Origin of the sequence: Pseudomonas fluorescens (assembly GCF_902497775.2) — a bacterium.
In the GTDB taxonomy this organism is placed as follows: Bacteria; Pseudomonadota; Gammaproteobacteria; order Pseudomonadales; family Pseudomonadaceae; genus Aquipseudomonas; species Aquipseudomonas putida_F.
Genome location: NZ_OZ024668.1, coordinates 831902 through 854370, shown reverse-complemented (window position 1 = coordinate 854370; position 22469 = coordinate 831902). Strand labels below are relative to the sequence as shown.

21 protein-coding genes and 1 riboswitch are annotated in these 22469 nt (G+C 63.4%); of the genes, 7 read left to right on the top strand and 14 right to left on the bottom strand.

Annotation, left to right across the window (positions count from 1 at the left end):
* Nucleotides 1-30: 30 nt before the first annotated feature.
* Nucleotides 31-254: riboswitch (cobalamin riboswitch) on the bottom strand.
* 148 nt (nucleotides 255-402) lie between these two features.
* Nucleotides 403-981: a hypothetical protein gene (locus tag F8N82_RS04065; protein ID WP_038993924.1), complete on the top strand. Its 579-nt coding sequence runs from the start codon at nucleotides 403-405 to the stop codon at nucleotides 979-981.
* Between the two features lie 68 nt (nucleotides 982-1049).
* Nucleotides 1050-2366 carry a PQQ-dependent sugar dehydrogenase gene (locus tag F8N82_RS04060; RefSeq protein ID WP_038993923.1) on the top strand — a complete coding sequence of 439 codons (1317 nt, stop codon included), beginning with the start codon at nucleotides 1050-1052 and terminating at the stop codon, nucleotides 2364-2366.
* A gap of 34 nt (nucleotides 2367-2400) precedes the next feature.
* Here F8N82_RS04060 and F8N82_RS04055 read toward each other — a convergent pair whose 3' ends face one another.
* The 7 genes from F8N82_RS04055 to F8N82_RS04025 form a co-directional block, all read right to left on the bottom strand.
* On the bottom strand, nucleotides 2401-3048 hold the full coding sequence (locus tag F8N82_RS04055; protein WP_038993922.1) for an O-methyltransferase: 648 nt from the start codon (nucleotides 3046-3048) through the stop codon (nucleotides 2401-2403).
* A 17-nt stretch (nucleotides 3049-3065) separates the two neighbouring features.
* The gene (locus F8N82_RS04050) at nucleotides 3066-3599 is read right to left on the bottom strand and encodes a C40 family peptidase (RefSeq protein WP_038993921.1); all 534 of its coding nucleotides are present in this window, start codon (nucleotides 3597-3599) and stop codon (nucleotides 3066-3068) included.
* 133 nt (nucleotides 3600-3732) lie between these two features.
* Nucleotides 3733-4368, bottom strand: a complete 636-nt coding sequence (locus tag F8N82_RS04045) for a C40 family peptidase (protein ID WP_038993920.1) — start codon at nucleotides 4366-4368, stop codon at nucleotides 3733-3735.
* 115 nt (nucleotides 4369-4483) lie between these two features.
* Nucleotides 4484-5188 (bottom strand): DnaA regulatory inactivator Hda, encoded by a 705-nt coding sequence (gene hda / locus F8N82_RS04040; protein WP_010220358.1) that lies wholly within the window; start codon nucleotides 5186-5188, stop codon nucleotides 4484-4486.
* Nucleotides 5189-5329: 141 nt separating this feature from the next.
* The gene (locus F8N82_RS04035) at nucleotides 5330-5812 is read right to left on the bottom strand and encodes a hypothetical protein (protein WP_038993919.1); all 483 of its coding nucleotides are present in this window, start codon (nucleotides 5810-5812) and stop codon (nucleotides 5330-5332) included.
* Nucleotides 5813-5828: 16 nt separating this feature from the next.
* Nucleotides 5829-6902 (bottom strand): AI-2E family transporter, encoded by a 1074-nt coding sequence (locus F8N82_RS04030; RefSeq protein WP_038993918.1) that lies wholly within the window; start codon nucleotides 6900-6902, stop codon nucleotides 5829-5831.
* 25 nt (nucleotides 6903-6927) lie between these two features.
* Nucleotides 6928-7977: a DUF2066 domain-containing protein gene (locus tag F8N82_RS04025; protein ID WP_038993917.1), complete on the bottom strand. Its 1050-nt coding sequence runs from the start codon at nucleotides 7975-7977 to the stop codon at nucleotides 6928-6930.
* 344 nt (nucleotides 7978-8321) lie between these two features.
* On the opposite strand from F8N82_RS04025, the gene purM reads away from it, so the two are divergent.
* The 4 genes from purM to F8N82_RS04005 all read left to right on the top strand — a co-directional run bounded on the left by purM (nucleotide 8322) and on the right by F8N82_RS04005 (nucleotide 11118).
* Nucleotides 8322-9380 (top strand): phosphoribosylformylglycinamidine cyclo-ligase, encoded by a 1059-nt coding sequence (purM, locus tag F8N82_RS04020; RefSeq protein WP_038993916.1) that lies wholly within the window; start codon nucleotides 8322-8324, stop codon nucleotides 9378-9380.
* Nucleotides 9380-10033: a phosphoribosylglycinamide formyltransferase gene (purN, locus tag F8N82_RS04015; protein ID WP_038993915.1), complete on the top strand. Its 654-nt coding sequence runs from the start codon at nucleotides 9380-9382 to the stop codon at nucleotides 10031-10033. The genes purM and purN overlap by 1 nt, the downstream gene beginning before the upstream one ends.
* An 8-nt stretch (nucleotides 10034-10041) precedes the next feature.
* Nucleotides 10042-10752 (top strand): DUF3108 domain-containing protein, encoded by a 711-nt coding sequence (locus F8N82_RS04010; protein WP_038993914.1) that lies wholly within the window; start codon nucleotides 10042-10044, stop codon nucleotides 10750-10752.
* Between the two features lie 183 nt (nucleotides 10753-10935).
* Nucleotides 10936-11118: a hypothetical protein gene (locus tag F8N82_RS04005; RefSeq protein WP_038993913.1), complete on the top strand. Its 183-nt coding sequence runs from the start codon at nucleotides 10936-10938 to the stop codon at nucleotides 11116-11118.
* 45 nt (nucleotides 11119-11163) lie between these two features.
* Here F8N82_RS04005 and F8N82_RS04000 read toward each other — a convergent pair whose 3' ends face one another.
* From F8N82_RS04000 to F8N82_RS03970, 7 genes are all read right to left on the bottom strand, one after another.
* A complete protein-coding gene (locus tag F8N82_RS04000) occupies nucleotides 11164-11703 on the bottom strand; it encodes a DUF2058 domain-containing protein (RefSeq protein WP_038993912.1) in 540 nt (179 codons plus the stop codon).
* Nucleotides 11704-11726: 23 nt separating this feature from the next.
* Nucleotides 11727-12557: a nucleoside triphosphate pyrophosphohydrolase gene (gene mazG / locus F8N82_RS03995; protein WP_038993911.1), complete on the bottom strand. Its 831-nt coding sequence runs from the start codon at nucleotides 12555-12557 to the stop codon at nucleotides 11727-11729.
* A 79-nt stretch (nucleotides 12558-12636) separates the two neighbouring features.
* The gene (gene relA / locus F8N82_RS03990; RefSeq protein ID WP_038993910.1) at nucleotides 12637-14877 is read right to left on the bottom strand and encodes a GTP diphosphokinase; all 2241 of its coding nucleotides are present in this window, start codon (nucleotides 14875-14877) and stop codon (nucleotides 12637-12639) included.
* Nucleotides 14878-14976: 99 nt separating this feature from the next.
* Complete coding sequence (gene rlmD / locus F8N82_RS03985; RefSeq protein ID WP_038993909.1) at nucleotides 14977-16335, bottom strand: 23S rRNA (uracil(1939)-C(5))-methyltransferase RlmD; 1359 nt, start codon at nucleotides 16333-16335, stop codon at nucleotides 14977-14979.
* Nucleotides 16335-17237, bottom strand: a complete 903-nt coding sequence (gene cysM / locus F8N82_RS03980) for a cysteine synthase CysM (protein WP_038993908.1) — start codon at nucleotides 17235-17237, stop codon at nucleotides 16335-16337. Before cysM ends, rlmD begins: the two co-directional genes overlap by 1 nt.
* 159 nt (nucleotides 17238-17396) lie before the next feature.
* The gene (locus F8N82_RS03975) at nucleotides 17397-18767 is read right to left on the bottom strand and encodes a sensor histidine kinase (RefSeq protein WP_038993907.1); all 1371 of its coding nucleotides are present in this window, start codon (nucleotides 18765-18767) and stop codon (nucleotides 17397-17399) included.
* Nucleotides 18739-19455 (bottom strand): response regulator transcription factor, encoded by a 717-nt coding sequence (locus F8N82_RS03970; RefSeq protein WP_038993906.1) that lies wholly within the window; start codon nucleotides 19453-19455, stop codon nucleotides 18739-18741. Before F8N82_RS03970 ends, F8N82_RS03975 begins: the two co-directional genes overlap by 29 nt.
* Before the next feature lie 213 nt (nucleotides 19456-19668).
* On the opposite strand from F8N82_RS03970, the gene F8N82_RS03965 reads away from it, so the two are divergent.
* On the top strand, nucleotides 19669-22422 hold the full coding sequence (locus F8N82_RS03965) for a response regulator (RefSeq protein WP_038993905.1): 2754 nt from the start codon (nucleotides 19669-19671) through the stop codon (nucleotides 22420-22422).
* Nucleotides 22423-22469: the final 47 nt, after the last annotated feature.

Here is a 22469-nt window from a genome sequence, read left to right as displayed (position 1 = left end):
GCCGGAGGAACCGCGCATCACCCTCCGTGATGCCGTTGGCTGTTACAGGCCGGTCTCCGGGCTTGTGAGTGGGGCCATGATCACCCGGGACCGCGCGCCTTCCCGGGCACAAACACCCAGTGGCCCTGCGCGGCCTTGACTCACCTACCGTTGCGGGGGCAGCGCCGGATTCGCGCGCCTTGCGCGCCCACCGGCTTCCCTGTTTCACCCTGCCAGGCCATCGCCTGCAGAGCACCTGAAACAAGTCGCGAAGGTTAGAGGGTTGCACCCGGAGCGTCAATGAAAGGCGCTGAACTGGCCTGGATCAATGGCGCCTTTGACATCTTGTGTAACACTGACTTCAGTGATATCAAATAGCCATAACTTCGGCTGTACTCGATCACAACTATAAGGGAGAGCAGCATGCAAGGCCTGATCATCAACAATGCGCGCCTGGAGTTCCTGCGCCCCACCCTGGAACGCTGGGTCGATTGCATCGACCGTTTCAACCAGACCCTCGGTGATGGCGAGGCACCCTATTGGCACGGCGCCCAGGCCAACCTCGGCCTGCTCTCGGCCGCCGCCTGGCAGGCCGAACTGGTGTCCCTGCAGCAACACCAGAGCAAGAAGCAGCGCGATGACGGTGACCGTGAAGGCCGTTGCGACCTGTACATCGCCAACCGCGAAGAAGCTGCCTACCTGCAAGCCAGCCAGCGCTGGCCGAAAATTGCCAAGCTCGACCTGAACAACGCCCTGGCCGAGACCGTCTACGCCGCCCGGCAAATCGCTGCGCCTAGCCAGCTCAAGGTCGCCGCCCTGTTCGCCAGCCCCTGGAAAGCCGGCCAGCACGCCAGCCCCGAAGAGTTGCAGGACCTTGTCGACGACCTGCAAAAGCACAGCGCCTGCGCCATCGCCTGGTACTTTCCCTACGCCTATCGCAAGCTGCACAACGAAGCCGGCCAGTATCACCCTGGCATCGCCCTGCTGCTCAAGCAGGCCTAAAATGGGGAACCTCCCACGCCTGGCGCGCCTCTACTGGCAATAGCGGCCATCATTGCGAGGGAAACGACATGGGCATCAAACCGATTGCGCTGCTGCTGGCAGTGACTGCGGGGTTAAGCGGCTGCGGCGAGAACGCGCGGCTTGAGGTCAGCGACGGGGTCGGCCCGTCGCCGCAATTGCCCGAACCGAACCAGACGCTGATCCCCACTGTCAATATCGCCCCCGCTATTGGCTGGCCCCAGGGCATGACGCCCAAGGCTGCGCCCGGCACTCAGGTAGCGGCCTTCGCCGAAGGCCTGGACCACCCGCGCTGGCTCTACGCCCTGCCCAATGGCGATATCCTGGTTGCCGAAACCAATGCCCCGCCCAAACCCGATGATGGCAAGGGCATTCGCGGCTGGGTAATGGGCAAGGTCATGGACCGTGCAGGCGCCGGCGTGCCCAGTGCCAACCGCATCAGCCTGCTGCGCGACAGCGACCATGACGGCGTGGCGGAAACCCGCACGACTTTCATCGACAATCTCAACTCGCCCTTCGGCATGGCCCTGGTCGGCAATGACTTTTATGTGGCCGACACCGACCGCCTGCTGCGCTTTCACTACGAACCCGGCGCCACCTCGATCAAGGGCCCGGGCACGCCGGTTGCGGACTTGCCCGGCGGCACACTGAACCATCACTGGACCAAGAACGTGATTGCCAGCCGTGACGGCAAGAAGCTCTACGTCACGGTCGGCTCCAACAGCAATGTCGGCGAAAACGGCATGGATCAGGAAAAAGGCCGTGCCGCGATCTGGGAAGTCGACGCGGCGAGCGGCCAGACTCGCATCTTCGCCTCCGGCCTGCGCAACCCCAACGGCCTGGCCTGGGAACCGCATACGGGGCAGCTATGGACCGCGGTGAACGAGCGCGACGAGATCGGCAGCGACCTGGTGCCTGACTACATTACCTCGGTCAAGGATGGCGGCTTCTACGGCTGGCCTTATAGCTATTACGGCCAGCACATCGATCAGCGGGTCAACCCGTCTGATCCGAACCTGGTGGCCAGCGCCATTGCTCCGGACTATGCAGTGGGGCCGCACACGGCGTCGCTGGGCCTGACCTTTGCCGAACCGGGCGTGCTGCCGGCGCCTTTCGAGCAAGGCGCGTTCATTGGCCTGCATGGTTCCTGGAACCGCAAGCCGCACAGTGGTTACAAAGTGATCTTCGTGCCCTTCAGCACCGCGGGCAAACCTGCGGGCAAGCCGATTGACCTGCTGAGCGGGTTTCTCAATGACGAAGGCAAGGCCATGGGCCGACCGGTCGGGGTGATCAATGATCAGCGCGGCGGGTTGCTGGTGGCCGATGATGTGGGCAACAAGATCTGGCGGGTGAGCAAGGCCAAGTGAGCTGGGGCACAACCGTCTTTGGTGGGAGGGCTATTCAGCGCTTGCGGCACAGCGTCAAGCCATCGCCAATCGGCAGCATCGACAGGTCCACCCGCGCGTCATCCTTGAGCTTGCAATTCAACGCCTGGATCGCCCGGGTGTCTTCGCTGTCGGGTTTTTCCTCAAGCACCCTGCCGCTCCACAAGGTGTTGTCGAACAGCACCAGCCCGCCGGTACGCAGCAAGCGCAGGGATTCTTCCAGGTACTGCAGGTAATTGGCCTTGTCGGCATCGATGAAGATCAGGTCGTAGCGCTCCGACGGCAGTGTCGCCAGGGTCTGCAAGGCGGGAGCCAGGCGCAGCTCGATGCGCTCGGCGACCCCAGCCTCCTGCCAGTAGCGCCAGGCCACGGCGTTATAGCTGCCTTCAAGGTCACAACAGAGCAACTGCCCGTGCTCCATGGCCTGGGCCATGCACAAGGCGCTGTAACCGGTGAAAGTACCCACTTCGATCACCCGCTGTGCGCCCATAAGGCGTACCAGCAGCGCCAGCAGTTGCCCCTGTTCCGGCGCCACCTGCCAGCGCGCTTCGGGCATGGCCTGGGTTTCGCCGCGTAAGCGGGCGAGCAGCGGCGACTCGCGCAGCGACACGTTTTGCAGGTAGTGGTAGAGGGCGTCGTCGAGGTAGAGCGTCTGAGCGGTCATCGTCTACCTCGCGAAGGTCAGGGGTTACGCGCCAGATGCGCCGGCTGCAGCACGCGCTTGGCGTTCAAGTAGGTCTTTTGCCAATAGCTGTTGGACAGGTAGTCCAGACGCACCGTTCCGCCGGTGGCCGGGGCATGGACGAAGCGCCCTTCGCCGACATAGATACCGGCATGGCTGACTTGCGAACCCCCATTGGTGGCAAAGAACACCAAGTCGCCCGACTGCAGGTCGTTGCGCTCGATGCTCGGCGCGCGGATGCCGATCATTTCGCGGGTCGAGCGCGGCAGCGAGATACCGGCAGCATCGCGATAGACATAGCCAATCAGGCCACTGCAGTCGAACCCCGCATCCGGGGTGTTGCCGCCCCAGCGGTAAGGCGTGCCAACCAGGCCCAAGGCACGGAACAGCACGTCTTCGGCAACCGGGGAGAAATACACTTGCGGGGCCATGACTGCCGGCTCGACCACTTTGCGCGGGGCCGGGGCATGACTTGAGCAGGCACCGAGCAGTGCCGCAAAGGAAAGTAGAGCGAAGCGCGCCATCATCGCCATGGTCAGAACATCCTGTCTGAAGCCGCTTCGGCCTAGAGCCGAAAGAGTTGAGAATTTAGATTAGACGCTTTCTGTAAACACGCACGGCGACGAGCTTTTCAGCTACGTCGCCGTGGTCAAACCTGTCGAAGGATCAGTTGCGCGAGAGGGTGGTCGCGGCCGGAGCCATGGCCAGTGCACGCTTGGCTTCGATGAAGGTCTTGCTCCAGTAGCGATCGCCGAGTTTGTCGATGCGAACACCACCGCTGCGGCGGCTGCTGGAGTGGATGAACTGGTCGTCACCGAGGTAGATCCCGGCATGGCTGACGCGGCCGCGACCATTGGTGCTGAAGAACAGCAGGTCGCCTGGCTTGAGGTTGTTGCGAGCAACCAGCGGAGCCTTGACGTTGATCATTTCGCGGGTGGAGCGCGGCAGGTTGAGGCCGGCTTCTTCGCGGAACAGGTAGCCGATGAAGCCGCTGCAATCAAAGCCGGTGTTCTCGGAGGTACCACCGAAACGGTAGCGGGTACCGATCAGCGACATGCCGCGCTCAAGGATGTTATCGGCCAGGGCTGGCAGCTGGTAAGGCTTGCTGCTGGAGAAGTCTTGCAGCTCTTGTTCGGTGGCCAGTTCTTCCTCGAACGTCTCCTGGATGGAGGACTTGGTCGAAACCTGAGCGGAAACCGGTTGCTGCTGAACCTGCTGCTGCGATACGGGACCGGTGGTCGCGCAGCCAAAAAGCAGGGTCACGAGTGCGAGGGGCACGAGGGGTGCGAAGCGATTTAGCATGGGCACGACCGTGTCTGGAATTTAAAGAAGTCGAGACTATGCCTTCTATCGCATCGATTTGCAAATTCAATCGAAAAAAATGTGACTTTTATGTGCCGAGGCTCTAGCCCCTGCCTTACCAGCCCAAAGTCTCTTTCAAGAACGGGATGGTGAGCTTGCGTTGAGCCTGCAAAGAGGCCTGATCGAGGCGCTCGAGCAAGTCGAACAATGCGCTCATGCTGCGGGTACCCCGGGTGAGAATGAAGTGTCCGACCTCGTCCGTCAGGTGCAGGCCACGGCGCGAGGCCCGTAATTGCAGGGCACGCAGCTTGTCTTCGTCCGACAGTGCGCGCATCTGGAAGATCAGCGCCAAGGTCAGGCGCGACTTGAGATCAGCGAGCTTGATCGGCAGTTCACGGGGCGAGCTGGAGGCGGCGAGCAACAGGCGCCGGCCGCTGTCGCGCAGGCGGTTGAAGAGGTGGAACATCGCCTCCTCCCACTCCGGCTTGCCGGCAATCACATGCAGGTCATCGAGGCAGACCAGTTCGTACTGCTCGAGGTTGTCGAGCAGTTCGACGCCACGGTCGAGCAATTGCGCCAGGGGCAGGTACACCGCCGGCTCACCCAGTTGCTCGAAGCGCAGGCAGGCGGCCTGCAGCAGGTGGGTACGGCCCACGCCTTGCTTGCCCCACAGGTAGATCAGGCTTTCGGTCCAGCCGGCGTCGGCTTCGCAGAGTCGCTCGACGTAGCCCAAAGCGGCGGCGTTGGCACCCGGATAGTAGTTGATGAAGGTGGCGTCATCACGCAGACGCACACCCAGGGGCAACTGGATCGGTTTCATGCTGGCTGGGCAGTCCCGAAGAACCGCAGGGGGCCTTTTGTGAAAAGTCTGCAAAGTTTATACCCGTGGCGCCGGTCGCACAATGCGTTAGAAAAATCAAAGGCTTGCAGGGCGTGCGCGGTGCGCGGGGGTAGATATGGGTCAATCCTCCAGCAGTTCCTCTGCACTCAGGCGAAACAGCTGCAAGGGTTGTATCGTTGCGCCCTCGACCGAGCCCAGCTTCTCCAGCACCTTGTTGACGGCGTCCATTTCGGCACTTCGTCCGGCAACCCGCTCAAAGGTGCTGCGCGGCACGGCAGCGCTCCAGCCATGCTCGAAGGTTTCATAAGCCAGGGTCAGCGCCGCAGTGAAGTAATGCTGGCCGGCCACGGGTACCTTCACCGCTTTGTCGCCCTCATCATAGGCGACGAAGTGGTTGGGCAACCCAGCGATCCCCAGGCGCTTGAGCACCACCCAGGAGAACGCCGACGGTACGAACATCGTAAGCTTCTCGGCATCCAGCCGCGAGTAGCCCTGCTGTTGCAGGGCCGCCGCCACGTCGTCCTCGTCCAGATCATCGGCCAGCAGCGGTAATGCATCCATCACGCCTGCCAGTGCGCAGGCGTGATCCGTTTCATGTTCCATCACGCAGGGTGTCCTTTTACAAATCCGGGTCTATTTCGCCAGCATATATGTCCGACTCTTTATACAGGTCATGCACGTGGCGCAGCAGCACCATGATCACCGCCGCCACCGGCAAGGCCAGCAGCACCCCGGTAAAGCCGAACATTTCGCCACCGGCGAGGATGGCGAAAATGACCGCCACCGGGTGCAGGCCAATGCGGTCACCGACCAGTAACGGCGTCAGCACCATGCCTTCCAGGGCCTGACCAATCATGAACACTGCGGCAATGCCAAGCAGCGGGTAGGGATCGCCACCAAACTGGAACAACCCGGCGATCATCGCCGCGCCGATGCCAATGATGAAGCCCATGTACGGCACGATCGCCGCCAGTCCCGCCAGCAAGCCGATCAACAGACCCAGCTCCAGGCCCACCAGCATCAACCCCGAGGCATAGATGATGCCCAGGGCCAGCATCACCAGCAGTTGGCCGCGAACGAACGCGCCCAGCACCTCGTGACACTCGCCGGCCAACGCCACCACCCGCTCCTCGCGCTGGCGCGGCAGCAGGCTGCGGACCTTGGCCATCATCAGGTCCCAGTCGCGCAGCAGGTAGAAGCTCACCACCGGGATCAGCACCAGGTTGGCCAGCCAGCCGATCAGGGCCAGGCCCGACGCGGTGGCCTGGGACAGGATGACCCCGACGATATCGGTGGTCTGACCCATGTGCTCGCTGATGGCCGCCTTGATCTTGTCGAACTTCCAGAAGCCGTCGGCCAGGCCCAGGCGTACCTGCACCCAGGGCAGGGCCTGATGCTGCAGCCAGTCGAGCATCTGCGGCGCCAGTTCGTACAGGCGCACCAGCTGCTTGGCCAACATCGGCACCAGCACCAGGAGCAACAAGGTCAGCAACAGGGTGAACAGGGTAAAGACCACCACCACGCCCCAGGTGCGCGACAGGCCGGCGCGCTCCAGGCGATCGACCAGCGGGTCGGCCAGGTAGGCCAGCAGGATGCCGACCAGAAACGGCGAAAGAATCGGGTGCAGCCAATAGAGCAAGGCCGCACACAGCAGCGCCCCGCCTACCCATACCCAGCGACGTGTATCAGTCATGAACGGCTCCCGGCCAGGTCAGGATTTACCAACGAAAACGCAGGCCGTTGAACGGTTGCGGGGCCGCCGCCTGGGTTGCCCCGGGGTTGGCTGGGTCGGCTGCCACAGGTGCCGCTGGCGCTTCGGCCGGCAGCTCCTGCAACTTGGCCAGGCCCAGTTGCGCGCGCAACTGATCGCTGTTGCCGGTGACCTGATAGGTCAGGGTATCGCCCTGCACGCTCTTGAGCCGCGCCCCATAGGGTTCGAGCACGCGACCCAGTTCGGCATAACGCTCCAGGGTCATGCCCTGGACCTGGACCTGCATCTCGCTGCTGGCGCCTGGACGGGCGACGAAACGCGGAGCCAGGCGGTTGCTGACGGCAAGCATCACGGCATCGGCCAGGGCCGCCTGATCAGCGCCCTCGACAGTGCCCTGCTCGCGCTGATCGCCCAGCCACAGGCGCCACTTGCCCTGCCATTTGCCATCGGCTTCGCTGGCGTGCACCGCCAGCAAGGCGTCGGCGCCATAGCGCTCGGAGGCTTCACGCAGCGGCGCCGGGTCGCTGCCTTCGAGGTTCTTGCCCGTGGCGACCAGTTGCTCCTGCAAATCGGCCAGTGGCAGACGCAGCGGCAGGCCGCGGTGCTGGGCGGCGCGGCGCAGCGGTTCGGCGCTGCCCTGGCCGTCGCCGACCAGGCTTGAGCCTTCGATGCTGTCGTTCAACCACCAGCCGAGGATCGATGGCCGGTTGTTGCCCCACAGGGCCAGGCCGGCCTGGCGCAAGGCACGCTCGGTGCTGCCCGGGTCGAAGTCGACCAGCACGGTTTCCGGGGGACCTGCCTCGAATCCGAACTGGCTGATGATCTGTTGCGGGTCTTTGCGCAGCGCGGCCAGGCCCGGGCTTTGCGCGGCCTTGGCATCGCCGGTCAGGCGCAGCACCAGAGTCTCGAGGGCTTTTTCGGTGGCCTGGGTGCGGGCTTCGGCGCCCTGGCCGTTGACCGGTTCGCGGACCTGATACAGGCCGGAGAGGGTTTCGGCCTGAGCCGAGAGGCCGAACAGGGCCAGACAGCCAGCGGCCAGGTAGTTACGCAAACGCATGGAGGATTCCTGTCCTGGTAATAAAGAAGCGAGGGTGACAAAACGGACGCTGCTCAGACCGCAGCACCTGGTAAAACATTCAACCGCGCGCGGTAAATTCTGCCCATCGCCTTTGCTATACCTTATACAGCCTGCGCCGTGGCAACCAGTCGCACACTGTTAAAGCGTATTTTTAGCCAGATAAAGGCTCTGCCCGTCGGCCTGAGGATGGCCGCTACCGGGCAACCCTGATAAAATCGCGCGCCTTCGCAGACCGGCGACGGTCAGGCAGCCGGATTTTCTCCGCCTTGCCTGGCAGGTCACGGTCGATTCCCCTGAATCCCTCCCCCCTAAAGGCCTGGATCATGAGCAAGCAACCCTCCCTGAGCTACAAGGACGCCGGTGTAGACATCGACGCCGGTGAAGCATTGGTCGAACGCATCAAAGGCGTTGCCAAGCGCACGGCGCGCCCGGAAGTCATGGGCGGCCTGGGCGGTTTTGGCGCCCTCTGCGAAATCCCGGCCGGCTACAAGCAGCCGGTTCTGGTCTCCGGCACCGACGGCGTCGGCACCAAGCTGCGCCTGGCCCTGAACCTGAACAAGCACGACAGCATCGGCCAGGACCTGGTCGCCATGTGCGTCAACGACCTGGTGGTCTGCGGTGCCGAGCCACTGTTCTTCCTCGACTACTACGCTACCGGCAAACTCAATGTCGACGTTGCCGCCACTGTAGTCACCGGTATCGGCGCTGGCTGTGAACTGGCCGGCTGCTCCCTGGTTGGCGGTGAAACCGCTGAAATGCCAGGCATGTACGAAGGCGAAGACTACGACCTGGCCGGCTTCTGCGTCGGCGTGGTGGAAAAAGCCGAAATCATCGACGGCTCCAAGGTTGCCACCGGCGACGCCCTGATCGCCCTGCCATCGTCCGGCCCGCACTCCAACGGCTACTCGCTGATCCGCAAGATCATCGAAGTCTGCGGTGCCGACATCGAAACCGTACAGCTCGACGGCCAGCCGCTGACCGAACTGCTGATGGCCCCGACCCGCATCTACGTCAAGCCGCTGCTCAAGCTGATCAAGGACACCGGCGCGGTCAAGGCCATGGCCCACATCACCGGTGGCGGCCTGCTCGACAACATCCCGCGGGTCCTGCCAAAAGGCGCCCAGGCCGTGGTTGACGTGGCCAGCTGGGAACGCCCGGCGGTGTTCAACTGGCTGCAACAGCAAGGCAACGTCGACGAGCACGAAATGCACCGTGTGCTGAACTGCGGCGTCGGCATGGTCATCTGCGTCGCTCAGGACCAGGTCGACACCGCCCTGAACGTCCTGCGTGAAGCGGGCGAGCAGCCATGGGTCATCGGCCAGATCGGCGTTGCCGCCGAAGGCGCTGCCCAGGTCGAACTGAAGAACGTCAAGGCACACTGATGCCGAGCAAGACCTGTGATGTCGTGGTGCTGTTGTCCGGCACCGGCAGCAACCTGCAAGCGTTGATCGACAGCACCCGCACCGGCGACAGCCCGGTGCGGATCTGCGCGGTCATCTCCAACCGCGCCGACGCCTATGGCCTGCAGCGCGCCCAAGACGCCGGTATCGCCACCGCCGTGCTCGACCACAAGGCCTTCGACGGCCGCGAGGCGTTCGACACGGCGCTGGTCGAGCTGATCGATGGCTTCCAGCCGCAACTGGTGGTGCTGGCCGGCTTCATGCGCATCCTCAGTGCCGGCTTCGTCCGCCACTACCAGGGCCGCCTGCTGAATATCCACCCTTCCCTGCTGCCCAAGTACAAAGGCTTGCACACTCATCAACGGGCGCTGGAAGCCGGTGATGCCGAGCATGGCTGCAGCGTGCACTTCGTCACCGAGGAACTCGATGGCGGGCCGCTGGTCGTACAAGCAGTAATACCGGTAGAGTTGGATGACACGCCAGAACGTCTGGCACAGCGGGTTCACAGCCAGGAACACCTGATCTATCCGCTGGCGGTGCGCTGGTTTGCCGAGGGCCGTTTGCGCCTGGGCGAGCACGGTGCTCTACTGGATGGCCAGCCTCTGGCGGCCAGCGGCCACTTGATTCGACCCTAGGAGAAATTATGCGTCGCGCCCTGCTCTTCGCTCTCGCCGTGCTCGCGCTGCCTTTGCAGGCAGCCGATCTGAAGCCTTTCTCGGCCAGCTACACCGCCGACTGGAAGCAGTTGCCCATGAGCGGCACTGCCGAGCGCAGCCTGGAAAAGAACGCCAATGGTACCTGGAGCCTCAATTTCAAGGCATCGATGATGATCGCCAGCCTGACTGAGCAAAGTACCCTGAAGCTGGACAAGGACACCCTGCTGCCACAGACCTACCACTTTGAACGTGGCGGCCTGGGCAAGGCCAAGAAGGTCGATCTGGATTTCGACTGGTCGACCAAAAAGATCACCGGCACTGACCGCGGTGACGCCGTCAACCTGCCGCTCAACCGCGGCGTGCTGGACAAGTCCACCTATCAACTGGCCCTGCAGCATGACGTAGCAGCGGGCAAGAAGAGCGTGAGCTACCAGGTGGTCGATGGCGACGAGATCGATACCTACGACTTCCGCGTCCTGGGCAGCGAAAAAGTCACCACCAAGACCGGCCAGGTCGATGCCATCAAGGTCGAGCGCGTACGCGACCCGAGCCAGAGCAAGCGCATCACCGAGCTGTGGTTCGCCAAGGACTGGGACTACCTGCTGGTACAACTGCGTCAGGTCGAGACCGACGGCAAGGAGTACGTAATCGTACTGCAAGACGGCACGGTCGATGGCAAGGCGGTCAAGGGCAACTGATCGCCCTGATTGCTGGCAGTAACCCGAAGCCCCGCCTTGTGCGGGGTTTTTTATGTGTGTGCGGTGGTGCTCCCCCTGCATGAAAGATGTTTCATGCGCCGACCATTTACTTAGCCTGCTAACAAATTCTATAAAAGAGACCTGCGACACGGTGCCGCAGTTAACTGAAAGTGGAGTTTGCAGATGACTGTCAAAGTAACTGAGCGCGACGAAAGCAAAATGTCACACGAAGGCCTGGCTGCAGGCGTGCGCATCTGGGATGTGCATCAGCAGGGCGAACTGGTTGGCATGTTCCACAATGAGCATGAGGCCCACAGCTACCGCATCGAGCTGGAATACCTCGAGAACAGACGGCAACAGCAATAACCCCCTCCAGAAAAACAAACCCCGCCGAAGCGGGGTTTGTCGTCTTTACCACATCAGATCGTCAGGGATCACATAGGCTGCGTACGGATCGTCGGCATCTGGCTCTTCAACCTGGGTGTTGAGCAGGACGATACGCTGCGGGTCACGCTCCTGGATCTTCAGCGCCGCCTCGCGAGGAATCACTTCGTAACCGCCGCCATGGGCAACGATGGCCAGTGAACCGCTGCTCAGCTTGCTGCGCATCAGAGCGTTGACCGACAGGCGCTTGACCTTTTTGTCGTCGACGAAGTTGTAGTAGTCCTCGGTGGTCAGCTTGGGCAGGCGCGAGACTTCGATCAATTGCTTGACCTGGGCGGCGCGGGCCTTCTGCTCGACCTTCTCCTGCTGCTGGCGGTTGAGCTCCTGGTCGCGCTTGGCTTTTTCAGCCATGGCTTCCTTGGCCAGCCGCTGCTGGGTATCGTCGACCTCGACCTGGCCTTTGTGCTCCAGGCGCTTTTGTTTCTTCTGTTCTTTACTGACCTGCTTGACCTGTTTCTGGTTGACCAGACCGGCCTTGAGCAATTGGTCGCGAAGGGAAAGGCTCATCGTTCACTCACTTATGCAACAGCTCAGCCGCAGCTGGGCAGGTTCTTTTCCTGACGTTTGGCTTCGCCCCAGAGCGCGTCCATGTCTTCGAGGGTGCAATCTTCAATCGGACGGCCTATGTCGCGCAATGCCTGTTCGATAAAACGGAAACGTCGCTCAAACTTTTTGTTCGCCCCGCGCAGGGCGTTTTCCGGGTCAACCTTCAAGTGCCGGGCCAAATTGACCGCAGCGAACAGCAGGTCGCCGAGCTCATCGGCCAGGGCCACGCTGTCGTCGTCGGCCATGGCCTGCAGCACTTCATCAAGCTCTTCACGGACCTTGTCGAGCACCGGCAAGGCATCCGGCCAGTCGAAACCGACCTGGGCCGCGCGCTTTTGCAGTTTGGCTGCCCGCGACAGGGCCGGCAACGCTGCCGGCACATCGTCGAGCAACGACAACTGCTCGGGCTCGCCCTTCTCGGCGCGCTCCTGGGCTTTGATCTCGTCCCAGCGTTGCTTGACCTGGGCTTCGTCGAGCTTGGGCGTATCGAGGGCGGCGTACAGCTCGCCGCTGGGGAATACGTGCGGGTGGCGGCGGATCAGCTTGCGGGTGATGCTGTCGACCACCCCGTCGAATTCAAACCGGCCTTCTTCGCGCGCCAGTTGGCTGTAGTAGACCACCTGGAACAGCAGGTCACCGAGCTCACCCTGCAGGTGCTCGAAGTCGCTGCGCTCGATGGCGTCGGCCACTTCGTAGGCTTCTTCGAGGGTGTAGGGAACGATGGTCGCGTAGGTCTGCTTGAGGTCCCACGGGCAGCCATGCTGCGGGTCGCGCAGGCGGGCCATGAGGTGGAGCAGGTCGTCCAGGGTATACATCAAAAGGTTCTCTCGGGTCAGGCCTCATCGCGGGTCAAGCCCGCTCCTACAGGAGCGGGCTTGACCCGCGATAGCAGTCTTACGGCGTACGGTTACGCCGCGTCTCGATGATGTTCGGCAGCTGCGAAATCCGCCCCAGCAAACGCCCGAGGGCATCCAGACCGGGGATCTCGATGGTCAGCGACATCAATGCGGTGTTGTCTTCCTTGTTCGAGCGGGTGTTGACCGCCAGTACGTTGATCCGCTCGTTGAGCAGGACCTGGGAAACGTCACGCAGCAAGCCCGGACGGTCGTAGGCGCGGATGATGATATCCACCGGGTAGGTCTGCACCGGCACCGGGCCCCAGCTGACCTGGATGATCCGCTCCGGCTCGCGCCCGGCCAGTTGCAGCACCGAGGCGCAGTCCTGGCGGTGAATGGTCACGCCGCGGCCCTGGGTGATATAGCCAACGATCGCATCGCCCGGCAGCGGCTGGCAGCAACCGGCCATCTGCGTCAGCAGGTTGCCGACGCCCTGGATCTGGATGTCGCCACGCTTGCCCGGCTTGTAGCCGGTAGCCTTGCGCGGCACCAGTTCGACGTGATCGCTGCGCTCCGGCTCCACCAACTGTTGCGCGGCGTTGACCAGGTGCGCCAGGCGCAGGTCACCGGCGCCCAGCGAGGCGAACATGTCCTCGGCGGTACGCAGGTTGGCTTTTTCCGCCAGGCGTTCAAAGTCGACCTGCGGCAGCCCCAGGCGGTTGAGTTCGCGTTCGAGCAAGGTCTTGCCGGCGGCGACGTTCTGGTCGCGGGCCTGCAGCTTGAACCAGTGGACAATCTTCGCCCGCGCCCGCGAGGTGGTGACGTAGCCCAGGTTCGAGTTCAACCAGTCACGACTGGGGTTGCCGTGCTTGCTGGTGATGATCTCGACCTGCTCACCGGTCTGCAGGCTGTAGTTGAGCGGCACGATGCGGCCGTTGATCTTCGCCCCGCGGCAGTTGTGGCCGATCTCGGTGTGCACCCGGTAGGCAAAATCCAGCGGCGTAGCGCCCTTGGGCAAGTCGATGGCGTGGCCATCGGGGGTGAATACATAGACCCGGTCCGGCTCGATATCAACCCGCAATTGTTCGGCCAGGCCACCGATGTCGCCCAGCTCTTCGTGCCATTCCAGCACCTGGCGCAACCAGGAGATTTTCTCCTCGTAGTGGTTGGAGCTGGGCTTGACGTCGGTGCCCTTGTAGCGCCAATGCGCGCAGACGCCGAGCTCGGCCTCTTCGTGCATGGCGTGGGTGCGGATCTGCACCTCGAGAACCTTGCCCTCAGGGCCGATAACCGCCGTATGCAACGAGCGGTAGCCGTTTTCCTTGGGGTTGGCGATGTAGTCGTCGAACTCTTTGGGAATGTGCCGCCAGAGGGTGTGGACGATGCCCAGCGCGGTGTAGCAGTCGCGCATTTCCGGGACCAGCACGCGCACTGCGCGCACGTCGTAGATCTGGCTGAACTCCAGGCCCTTGCGCTGCATTTTGCGCCAGATCGAATAGATGTGCTTGGCCCGGCCGCTGATGTCAGCGTTGACGCCGGTGGCCAGCAGCTCGTTCTGCAGCTGGTTCATCACGTCGCTGATGAAGCGCTCACGGTCCAGCCGGCGTTCGTGCAGGAGCTTGGCGATCTGCTTGTACTGATCGGGTTCGAGGTAGCGGAAAGACAGATCCTCCAGCTCCCACTTGATGTGACCGATGCCCAGGCGGTGGGCCAAAGGTGCATAGATGTCGAAGACTTCACGGGCGACGCGGTTGCGTTTCTCGTCGTCGGCGCCCTTGACCGCGCGAATCGCGCAGGTACGTTCGGCCAGCTTGATCAGCGCCACACGGACGTCATCAACCATGGCCACAAGCATCTTGCGCAGGTTCTCGACCTGCGCCTGCGAGCCCAGCACCAGCGAGTGGCGCGGGCTCAGGCTGGCGCTGATGGCGGCCATGCGCAGCACGCCGTCGATCAGCTTGGATACCACCGGGCCAAAGCGCTGGCCGACTTCAGCCAGGGTCACCTTGCCTTCGCGTACGGCGCGGTAGATGACCGCGGCGACCAGCGAGTCCTGGTCGAGCTTGAGGTCGGCAAGGATTTCGGCGATTTCCAGGCCGGCCTGGAAACTCGACGTGCCATCGGCCCAGGAATGCTTGGCCGGATTGCCCTTCTTCTCGATGTCCTGGGCGAACTCGCAAGCGGCCTTGAGGGCCTCCCGGTCCAGCGCCAGGTCGACGCTCACCACATGATCCAGCCATGCTTCGAGATTGATACTGCCGTCGGTGTTGACCGGCTGGTGCACTCTCACCTGTACCATCTTTGTTTACCTTTCCCTACAGCGCATTCGCGATGCGCTTGAAATCACTGGTGCTGCCCCTGCCGGACCCAAGGTGCAGCGCCGAACGCGTCAGCCTGGCTAACCCGCTTCGAATAACGCCATGGCTTCGACATGCGCCGTTTGAGGAAACATGTCGAGAATCCCGGCACTTTTTAACCGGTAACCCTGCCTGACCAGTTCGACGGTGTCGCGGGCCAGGGTCGCCGGATTGCACGATACATAAACAAGACGTTTCGCGCCGAGGTCTGCGATTTTTCGCACAACCTCAAATGCACCATCACGCGGTGGGTCCAAGAGTACCGCAGAAAAGCCTCCTGCGGCCCAGCCCGACGCCGCCAAAGGCTGCGATAAATCGGCCTGAAAAAACTGCGTGTTATGCAAATTGTTGCTACGGGCATTGGCGGCCGCCCGCTCGACCATCGCCTGCACCCCTTCCACCGCCACCACTTCCTTCGCCTGCCGGGCCAGCGGCAGGGCAAAATTGCCCAGACCGCAGAACAGGTCGAGCACGCGTTCATCGGCCGTGGGCGCCAACCAGGCCAGGGCCTGCTCGATCATTGCGGTGTTGACCTGAGCGTTGACCTGGACGAAATCGCCGGGCCGGTACGCAAGCTCCAGACTCCAGGGCTCAAGGCGGAAACCGAGGCTCTGACCGGCTTCCACCGGCAAAGGTTCACCCTCGCCTTGCAGCCACAGCTGTACCCCCGCCTCGGCGCTGAACGCCTGCAGACGCGCCAGGTCGCCCTCGCCCAGTGGCCCGGTATGGCGCAACAGCAGCGCCAGCGCGGTACCGCTGAACAGTTCGACGTGGCCCACCACCTGCGGCTTGCTCAGGCTGCGCAACAGCGTTGGCAGGTGGCGCATGATCGACTGCAAGGGTTGTACCAGCACCGGGCAGTCGTCGATGGCGACGATGTCCTGGCTGGCTTCGGCGCGAAAGCCGACTTCGAGATTTTTTGCCTTGTTGTCCCAACGCACGGCAACCCGTGCCCGGCGCCGGTAGCCGAATTCCGGCCCGGTCAAGGGCACCGCCCAATGCTCGGGCTGCACGCCAGCGACCCGTTGCAACTGCTCGGCCAACAGGCGTTGCTTGAGCGCCAGCTGATCGGCATGGGACAGGTGCTGCAGGTTGCAGCCACCGCAGCGGTCAAAGTGCTTGCACGGGGCCTCGCGGCGCGCCGGGCTGGCATTGAACACCCGCTCCAGGCGAGCCTCGACCACCTTGCCGTGGGTGTTGAGCACCCGCGCTTCGACCTCTTCCTCGGCCAGGGCGCCACTGACGAACCAGGTGCGACCGTCGAGAAAGGCAATGCCACGGCCGTCACCGGCCAGGCGCTCGATACTCAGACGCTGTTTCTTGCCGGTGGGGATCTGTGGCGCACGGGTGCCACCGGCCGGCTGAAAGCGCAGGCCGCTGTTACGTTTGTTCTTGGACATCAGTTCACTGAATCGAAAATGCCGGTCGACAGGTAACGGTCGCCACGGTCGCAAATGATCGCCACCATCACGGCGTTTTCCAGCTCGCGGGACAGGCGCAGCATGGCTGCCACTGCACCACCGGAGGACACACCACAGAAAATGCCCTCTTCGCGGGCCAGCCGGCGGGTGGTTTCTTCGGCTTCGCTCTGGGCCATGTCGACCACGCGGTCAACGCGCTCGGACTGGTAGATCTTCGGCAGGTATTCCTGCGGCCAGCGGCGAATGCCGGGGATGGCCGAGCCTTCCATCGGCTGCAGGCCGACGATCTGCACCGCCGGATTCTGCTCCTTGAGGTAGCGCGAGCAGCCCATGATGGTGCCGGTGGTGCCCATGGAACTGATGAAATGGGTAATGGTGCCCTGGGTCTGGCGCCAGATTTCCGGGCCGGTGCTCACATAGTGGGCTTCAGGGTTGTCGCCATTGCCGAACTGGTCGAGCACCAGGCCACGGCCTTCGGCCTGCAGGCGGTCGGCCAGGTCGCGGGCGCCTTCCATGCCTTCTTCCTTGCTGACCAGGATCAGCTCGGCGCCGTAGGCAGTCATCGCCGCCTTGCGCTCGGCGCTGGAGTTGTCGGGCATGATCAGGATCATCTGGTAACCCTTGATCGCCGCCGCCATGGCCAGAGCGATGCCGGTATTGCCCGAGGTCGCTTCGATCAGGGTATCGCCCGGCTTGATCTGCCCACGCAGCTCGGCGCGGGTGATCATCGACAGCGCCGGCCGGTCCTTGACCGAGCCTGCCGGGTTGTTGCCTTCGAGCTTGAGCAGGAGGGTATTGCTGGTTTCGCCGGCAATGCGCTGCAGGCGGACCAGAGGCGTGTTGCCGACGCAATCGGCGATGGTTGGGTACTGCAAGGTCATGGCGTATTCGCAATCCAGACTGCGGGGGCGCCTATCATACCGGCAAACGGGATTTGCCCATATCACGCAATGTGTTGGGGTTATAGCTGCGAGCTATAAGCAGGGGGTCCGGGTGCTTGTTGCGGCCCTATCGCGGGTCGAGCCCGCTCCCACAGGAGATCACACCGCTGGCAACTGCATGTTCAGGCGCAGGCCCTGGCCGGTGTTTTGCGCCCACAAGCGCCCGCCCTGGCGGACGATGGCGTTGCGGGCAATACTCAGGCCCAGGCCGAAGCCGCCATCGCCCGGGCGTGAACCATCGAGCCGGGTAAACGGCGCGAAGATGCGCTCAAGCTCCCCCTCCGCCACGCCACCACCCTGGTCTTGCAGCCAGATCAGCCAGTCATCGCCCTGGCGTCGACCATCCAGGCGAATCACGCCACCGGCTGACGAATGCCGAATGGCATTGCGCAAGATGTTCTCCAGGGCCTGGGCCAGGCTGTTGAGGTTGCCCTGCACCCAGCACGAGGCGTCCAGCGCACAGTGCAGTTGCGCAGCCGGCCAGGCACTTTCGTAGCAGGCATCTTCGGCCAGCATCTCCCACAGCGCCTGGACCTGGATCGGCTCCTTGCTCAGTGGTGCGCGCTCGGTGTCGAGCCAGGCCAGTTGCAGGGCATCCTCGACCAGGCGCTGCATGCAGTCGATTTCCCGGCCCAGGCGTTCGCGCAATTGCCCGGCATCAGCCTCGCTGTCGCAGGCCACGCGCAGGCGGCTCAAGGGCGTGCGCAGTTCGTGGGAGAGATCGCGCAACAACTGCTGTTGCAGGGCCACCGTGCCTTGCAGACGCTCGGCCATGTCATCGAAGGCGCGGCCCAGCTCGCCCAGTTCGTCCTGGCGACTGGTGGTGCTGCTGGCCACCCGCGCTGCGAGCTGATCGGCGCGCCAGGCATTGGCCTGCTCACGCAACTGGATCAGCGGCACGATCAGCATGCGATAGAGGCCGACGCACAACAGCAGGGTAAACAGCCCGGGGATGATGCCGTTGGTCACCACCCGCCACAGCACCCGGTACTGCCCCGGCGCCAGGCGTTGCGGCAGTTCCATGACCAGGGTGCCCAGGTGCGGCTGCTGCGGGAACGGCAGGCGCATCCACGGCATGCCGATCGAGCGTGGGCTCACCGGCCAGTCAATGCCGCGCAAAAAAGTCAGGCGCCGGCTTTCAGCCTCGTTGAGCGGCGTGCTGCTCAATGACCGCAGGTCCGGGCCGATCACCCCGCCCCAACCGGACTCCTTTTCACGTAGTGCCGCCAGCCAGGCGTCGACACCGCCCTGCCCTCCTCGCAACCAGGCCTGCTCGGCTTCGCTGGCATAGCCTTGCAGCGTGCTCTTGGCCTGCTCGGAAAGGAACGCGTTCTGGGTTTCCATATGCCGGCCCCAGGTCCAGCTCAGGCCGATCATCAGCAGGCAGAAGCCCACCAGCAGGATGGCCAGTTTCCAGAACACTGAATGGCGATTGGGCACTTCAGTGAACCTCGGCGGCGCTGAGCACATAACCCTTGCCCCACACCGTGCGCACTTCACGTTCGAGGTAACCGATGGCCTTGAGCTTGCGGCGGATCTGGCTGACATGCATGTCCAGGCTTCGATCGTGGCGGGCATAGCCACGCTGCAATACCTGCTGATAAAGGAAGGCCTTGCTCAGCACCTCTTCATCGCTGCGGTGCAGGGTGTCGAGCAGGCGGTACTCGCTGAGGGTCAGCCCCGCCCACTGCTCGGCATAACTGACATCGCAGGCCTCTTCATCAAAACGCAATTCCCCGGCCTGCACCTGAGCGGGTTGTTGATGACGGCGTTCCAGTGCCACCCGGCGCAGGATCGCCTCGATGCGCACCTGCAGCTCGACCATGCTGAAGGGCTTGGGCAGGTAGTCATCGGCGCCGCGCTGGAAGCCGGTAATGCGGTCGGCCTCGGCGCCCAGCGCCGACATCAGGATCACCGGCGTCGAACTGCTCTGGCGCAGTTGCGCCAGCACATCCAGGCCATTGAGGCCCGGCAGCAGGATATCCATCAGCACCACGTCAAAGCAGCTGTTTTGCGCGACCTGCAGGCCTTCGTTGCCATTCTGGCACCAGGTGACCTTGAAGCCGCCGCGTTGCAGCTCTTCACGCAGGTAGGCGCCCAGGACCGGATCGTCCTCGATGGCAAGGATGTTGGAGGTGCGAATAGATACAGGAGTCATTGGCCGATGCTAGCAATTCTCAATCACGCAATTATTCGGCATTCGCTGTGCGCAGGCAACCGGGGCTCGAGCAAAGCCGCAGTTATAGTTGGCAATCGACAAAAGCAGATACAAATGAGTGCATTACGCGAGTAGGCGCGGTACTTTTCCGACTTGGTCTGTCAGCAGGAGCTGGCGGAGGCTTACAGCGCTTACCGAGCACAGGAGAGTGGCGTGCTGAATAGATTGGGGATCAGAAGCCGCGTGCTGTTGCTTGCCTTGTTGCCAGCCGGCCTGATGGCGCTGGTGCTGGGCGGCTACTTCACCTGGTTGCAGCAGAGCGAGCTGCAGACCCAACTGCTGCAACGCGGCAAAATGATTGCCGAGCAACTGGCGCCGTTGGTGGCGCCGGCCCTGGCGCGGCACGACCCGGCGCAGCTGGAACGCATCGCCGCCCAGGCCCTGGAGCAGTCCGATGTGCGTGCCGTGGCCTTCCTCGGCCCCGACCGCAACGCCCTGGCCCATGCCGGCCCGAGCATGCTCAACCAGGCACCCACCGGTGGCGGCACGCAGTTGCTGCAACGCACCGGCAATGACGCCACCCGCTACCTGCTGCCGGTGTTCGGCCGCCACCGGGACCTGGCTGGCGAGCTGATCCCCGGTGAAGCCGACCGCCTGCTCGGCTGGGTGGAAGTCGAACTGTCCCACGACGGCACCCTGCTGCGCGGCTACCGCAGCCTGTTCACCAGCCTGCTGTTGATTCTTCTGGGCCTGGCCGCCACCGCCCTGCTGGCCTTGCGCATGAGCCGCACGATCAACGGCCCGATTGGTCAGATCAAGTACGCGGTCACCCAGTTGAAGGACGGCAACCTCGAAGAGCGCCTGCCGGCGATGGGCAGCTACGAGCTGGACGAACTGGCGGCCGGTATCAACCGCATGGCCGAAACCCTGCACAACGCCCACGAAGAGCTGCAGCACAGCATCGACCAGGCCACCGAAGACGTCCGCCAGAACCTGGAAACTATCGAGATCCAGAACATCGAATTGGACATGGCGCGCAAGGAGGCCCTGGAGGCCAGCCGGATCAAGTCCGAGTTCCTCGCCAACATGAGCCATGAGATCCGTACGCCGCTCAACGGCATTCTCGGCTTTACCCACTTGCTGCAAAAAAGCGAACTGACTCCGCGCCAGCTCGACTACCTGGGCACCATTGAAAAATCCGCCGGCAGCCTTCTGGGCATCATCAACGAGATCCTCGACTTCTCCAAGATCGAGGCCGGCAAGCTGGTGCTCGACAGCATCCCGTTCAACCTGCGCGACCTGATCCAGGACACCCTGACCATCCTCGCCCCGGCCGCCCACGCCAAACAGCTGGAGCTGGTCAGCCTGGTATATCGCGATACCCCGCTGTCGCTGGTCGGTGACCCGCTGCGGCTCAAGCAGATCCTCACCAACCTGGTCAGCAACGCCATCAAGTTCACCCGCGAGGGCACCATCGTCGCCCGGGCCATGCTCGAGGATGAGCGCGAAGACAGCGTACAGTTGCGCATCAGCGTTCAGGATACCGGCATCGGCCTGTCAAACCAGGACGTGCGGGCGCTGTTCCAGGCCTTCAGCCAGGCCGACAACTCGTTGTCGCGCCAGCCCGGTGGCACTGGCCTGGGTCTGGTGATTTCCAAGCGCCTGATCGAGCAGATGGGCGGCGAGATCGGTGTCGACAGCACGCCCGGCGAAGGTTCGCTGTTCTGGATCAGCCTGAGTCTGCCCAAGGCCCGCGACGATGCCGAAGACCTGCCCATGCAACCACTGGTGGGCCGCCGCGTGGCGATTGTCGACAGCCACGAACTGGCGCGTCAGGCCCTGGAGCACCAATTGGAAGACTGCGGCCTGAGCGTCAGTCTGTTCGTCACCGTCGAACAATTGCTGCACGCGGTCGAAGCCGCCACCCTGGCCGGGCAACCTTTCGAGCTGGCGGTGCTCGGGGTCAACCTCGACAGCCTCTCGCCGGAACGCCTCGGCCAGTACATCCAGCATTTGGAGGGCTTCGCCTGCCAGGCCCTGGTGCTGTGCCCGACCACCGAGCAGGCGCTCTACCATCCGTACCTGCCCAACGCCCACGGCCAGTTGCAGGCCAAGCCTGCGTGCACGCGCAAGCTGCGCCGGGCATTGGTCGAGATGGTCCAGCCACGGCGCCCGGGCAGCGAAAGCAAGCCGGTGTCCGACCAGCCGTTGCCAAAAGTGTTGTGCGTCGACGACAACCCGGCCAACTTGCTGCTGGTGCAAACCCTGCTGGAGGACCTCGGCGCCGAAGTGCTGGCGGTCGACAGCGGTTATGCGGCGGTTCAGGCGGTACAGGACGAGCGTTTCGACCTGGTGCTGATGGACGTGCAGATGCCCGGCATGGACGGGCGCGAATGCACCGAGCAGATCCGCCAGTGGGAAAGCAGCCAGAGCGGCCCGGCGCTGCCGATCGTTGCCCTGACCGCCCACGCCATGGCCAACGAAAAGCGTGCCCTGCTGCACAGCGGCATGGATGATTACCTGACCAAGCCGATCAGCGAACGCCAGCTGGCCCAGGTGGTGCTCAAGTGGACCGGCATGGCCCTCGGCGCGCCACGCCCGGAACGCCCGCTGGAGCGCACGCCCGACAGCAGCGAACTGAAGGTGCTCGACCCCGAGGAAGGCCTGCGCCTGGCCGCTGGCAAGCCGGACCTGGCCGCCGATATGCTGGCGATGCTGCTGGCATCGCTGGAGTCTGACCGCGAAGCGATTCGCGCCGCCCGCGAGGCAGCCGACCGCAATGGCATGATCGAGCGCGTGCACCGGCTCAATGGCGCCTCGCGCTACTGCGGCGTACCGCAACTGCGCGCCGCCTGCCAACGCAGTGAAACCTTGCTCAAGCAGGATGACCCACAGGCGCCGCAAGCCCTGGACGAACTGGACCGGGCCATCACCCGGCTCACGGCCCAGGCGCGCATGAGCGCCTGAGCCCTGGCTGACCTGGGGCAAGGCCGAATCCTTGCCCCTTGGTTAAA

What these genes read in the sequence shown, in the direction of transcription:
- F8N82_RS04030 (WP_038993918.1), bottom strand. Translation starts at nt 6,902, where the DNA reads ATGACTGATACACGTCGCTGGGTATGGGTAGGCGGGGCGCTGCTGTGT.
- F8N82_RS04035 (WP_038993919.1), bottom strand. Translation starts at nt 5,812, where the DNA reads ATGGAACATGAAACGGATCACGCCTGCGCACTGGCAGGCGTGATGGAT.
- F8N82_RS04000 (WP_038993912.1), bottom strand. Translation starts at nt 11,703, where the DNA reads ATGAGCCTTTCCCTTCGCGACCAATTGCTCAAGGCCGGTCTGGTCAAC.
- F8N82_RS04065 (WP_038993924.1), top strand. Translation starts at nt 403, where the DNA reads ATGCAAGGCCTGATCATCAACAATGCGCGCCTGGAGTTCCTGCGCCCC.
- F8N82_RS04050 (WP_038993921.1), bottom strand. Translation starts at nt 3,599, where the DNA reads ATGGCGATGATGGCGCGCTTCGCTCTACTTTCCTTTGCGGCACTGCTC.
- hda (WP_010220358.1), bottom strand. Translation starts at nt 5,188, where the DNA reads ATGAAACCGATCCAGTTGCCCCTGGGTGTGCGTCTGCGTGATGACGCC.
- mazG (WP_038993911.1), bottom strand. Translation starts at nt 12,557, where the DNA reads ATGTATACCCTGGACGACCTGCTCCACCTCATGGCCCGCCTGCGCGAC.
- F8N82_RS04055 (WP_038993922.1), bottom strand. Translation starts at nt 3,048, where the DNA reads ATGACCGCTCAGACGCTCTACCTCGACGACGCCCTCTACCACTACCTG.
- cysM (WP_038993908.1), bottom strand. Translation starts at nt 17,237, where the DNA reads ATGACCTTGCAGTACCCAACCATCGCCGATTGCGTCGGCAACACGCCT.
- F8N82_RS04025 (WP_038993917.1), bottom strand. Translation starts at nt 7,977, where the DNA reads ATGCGTTTGCGTAACTACCTGGCCGCTGGCTGTCTGGCCCTGTTCGGC.
- relA (WP_038993910.1), bottom strand. Translation starts at nt 14,877, where the DNA reads ATGGTACAGGTGAGAGTGCACCAGCCGGTCAACACCGACGGCAGTATC.
- purM (WP_038993916.1), top strand. Translation starts at nt 8,322, where the DNA reads ATGAGCAAGCAACCCTCCCTGAGCTACAAGGACGCCGGTGTAGACATC.
- purN (WP_038993915.1), top strand. Translation starts at nt 9,380, where the DNA reads ATGCCGAGCAAGACCTGTGATGTCGTGGTGCTGTTGTCCGGCACCGGC.
- F8N82_RS03970 (WP_038993906.1), bottom strand. Translation starts at nt 19,455, where the DNA reads ATGACTCCTGTATCTATTCGCACCTCCAACATCCTTGCCATCGAGGAC.
- F8N82_RS03975 (WP_038993907.1), bottom strand. Translation starts at nt 18,767, where the DNA reads ATGTGCTCAGCGCCGCCGAGGTTCACTGAAGTGCCCAATCGCCATTCA.
- F8N82_RS04045 (WP_038993920.1), bottom strand. Translation starts at nt 4,368, where the DNA reads ATGCTAAATCGCTTCGCACCCCTCGTGCCCCTCGCACTCGTGACCCTG.
- F8N82_RS04005 (WP_038993913.1), top strand. Translation starts at nt 10,936, where the DNA reads ATGACTGTCAAAGTAACTGAGCGCGACGAAAGCAAAATGTCACACGAA.
- rlmD (WP_038993909.1), bottom strand. Translation starts at nt 16,335, where the DNA reads ATGTCCAAGAACAAACGTAACAGCGGCCTGCGCTTTCAGCCGGCCGGT.
- F8N82_RS04010 (WP_038993914.1), top strand. Translation starts at nt 10,042, where the DNA reads ATGCGTCGCGCCCTGCTCTTCGCTCTCGCCGTGCTCGCGCTGCCTTTG.
- F8N82_RS04060 (WP_038993923.1), top strand. Translation starts at nt 1,050, where the DNA reads ATGGGCATCAAACCGATTGCGCTGCTGCTGGCAGTGACTGCGGGGTTA.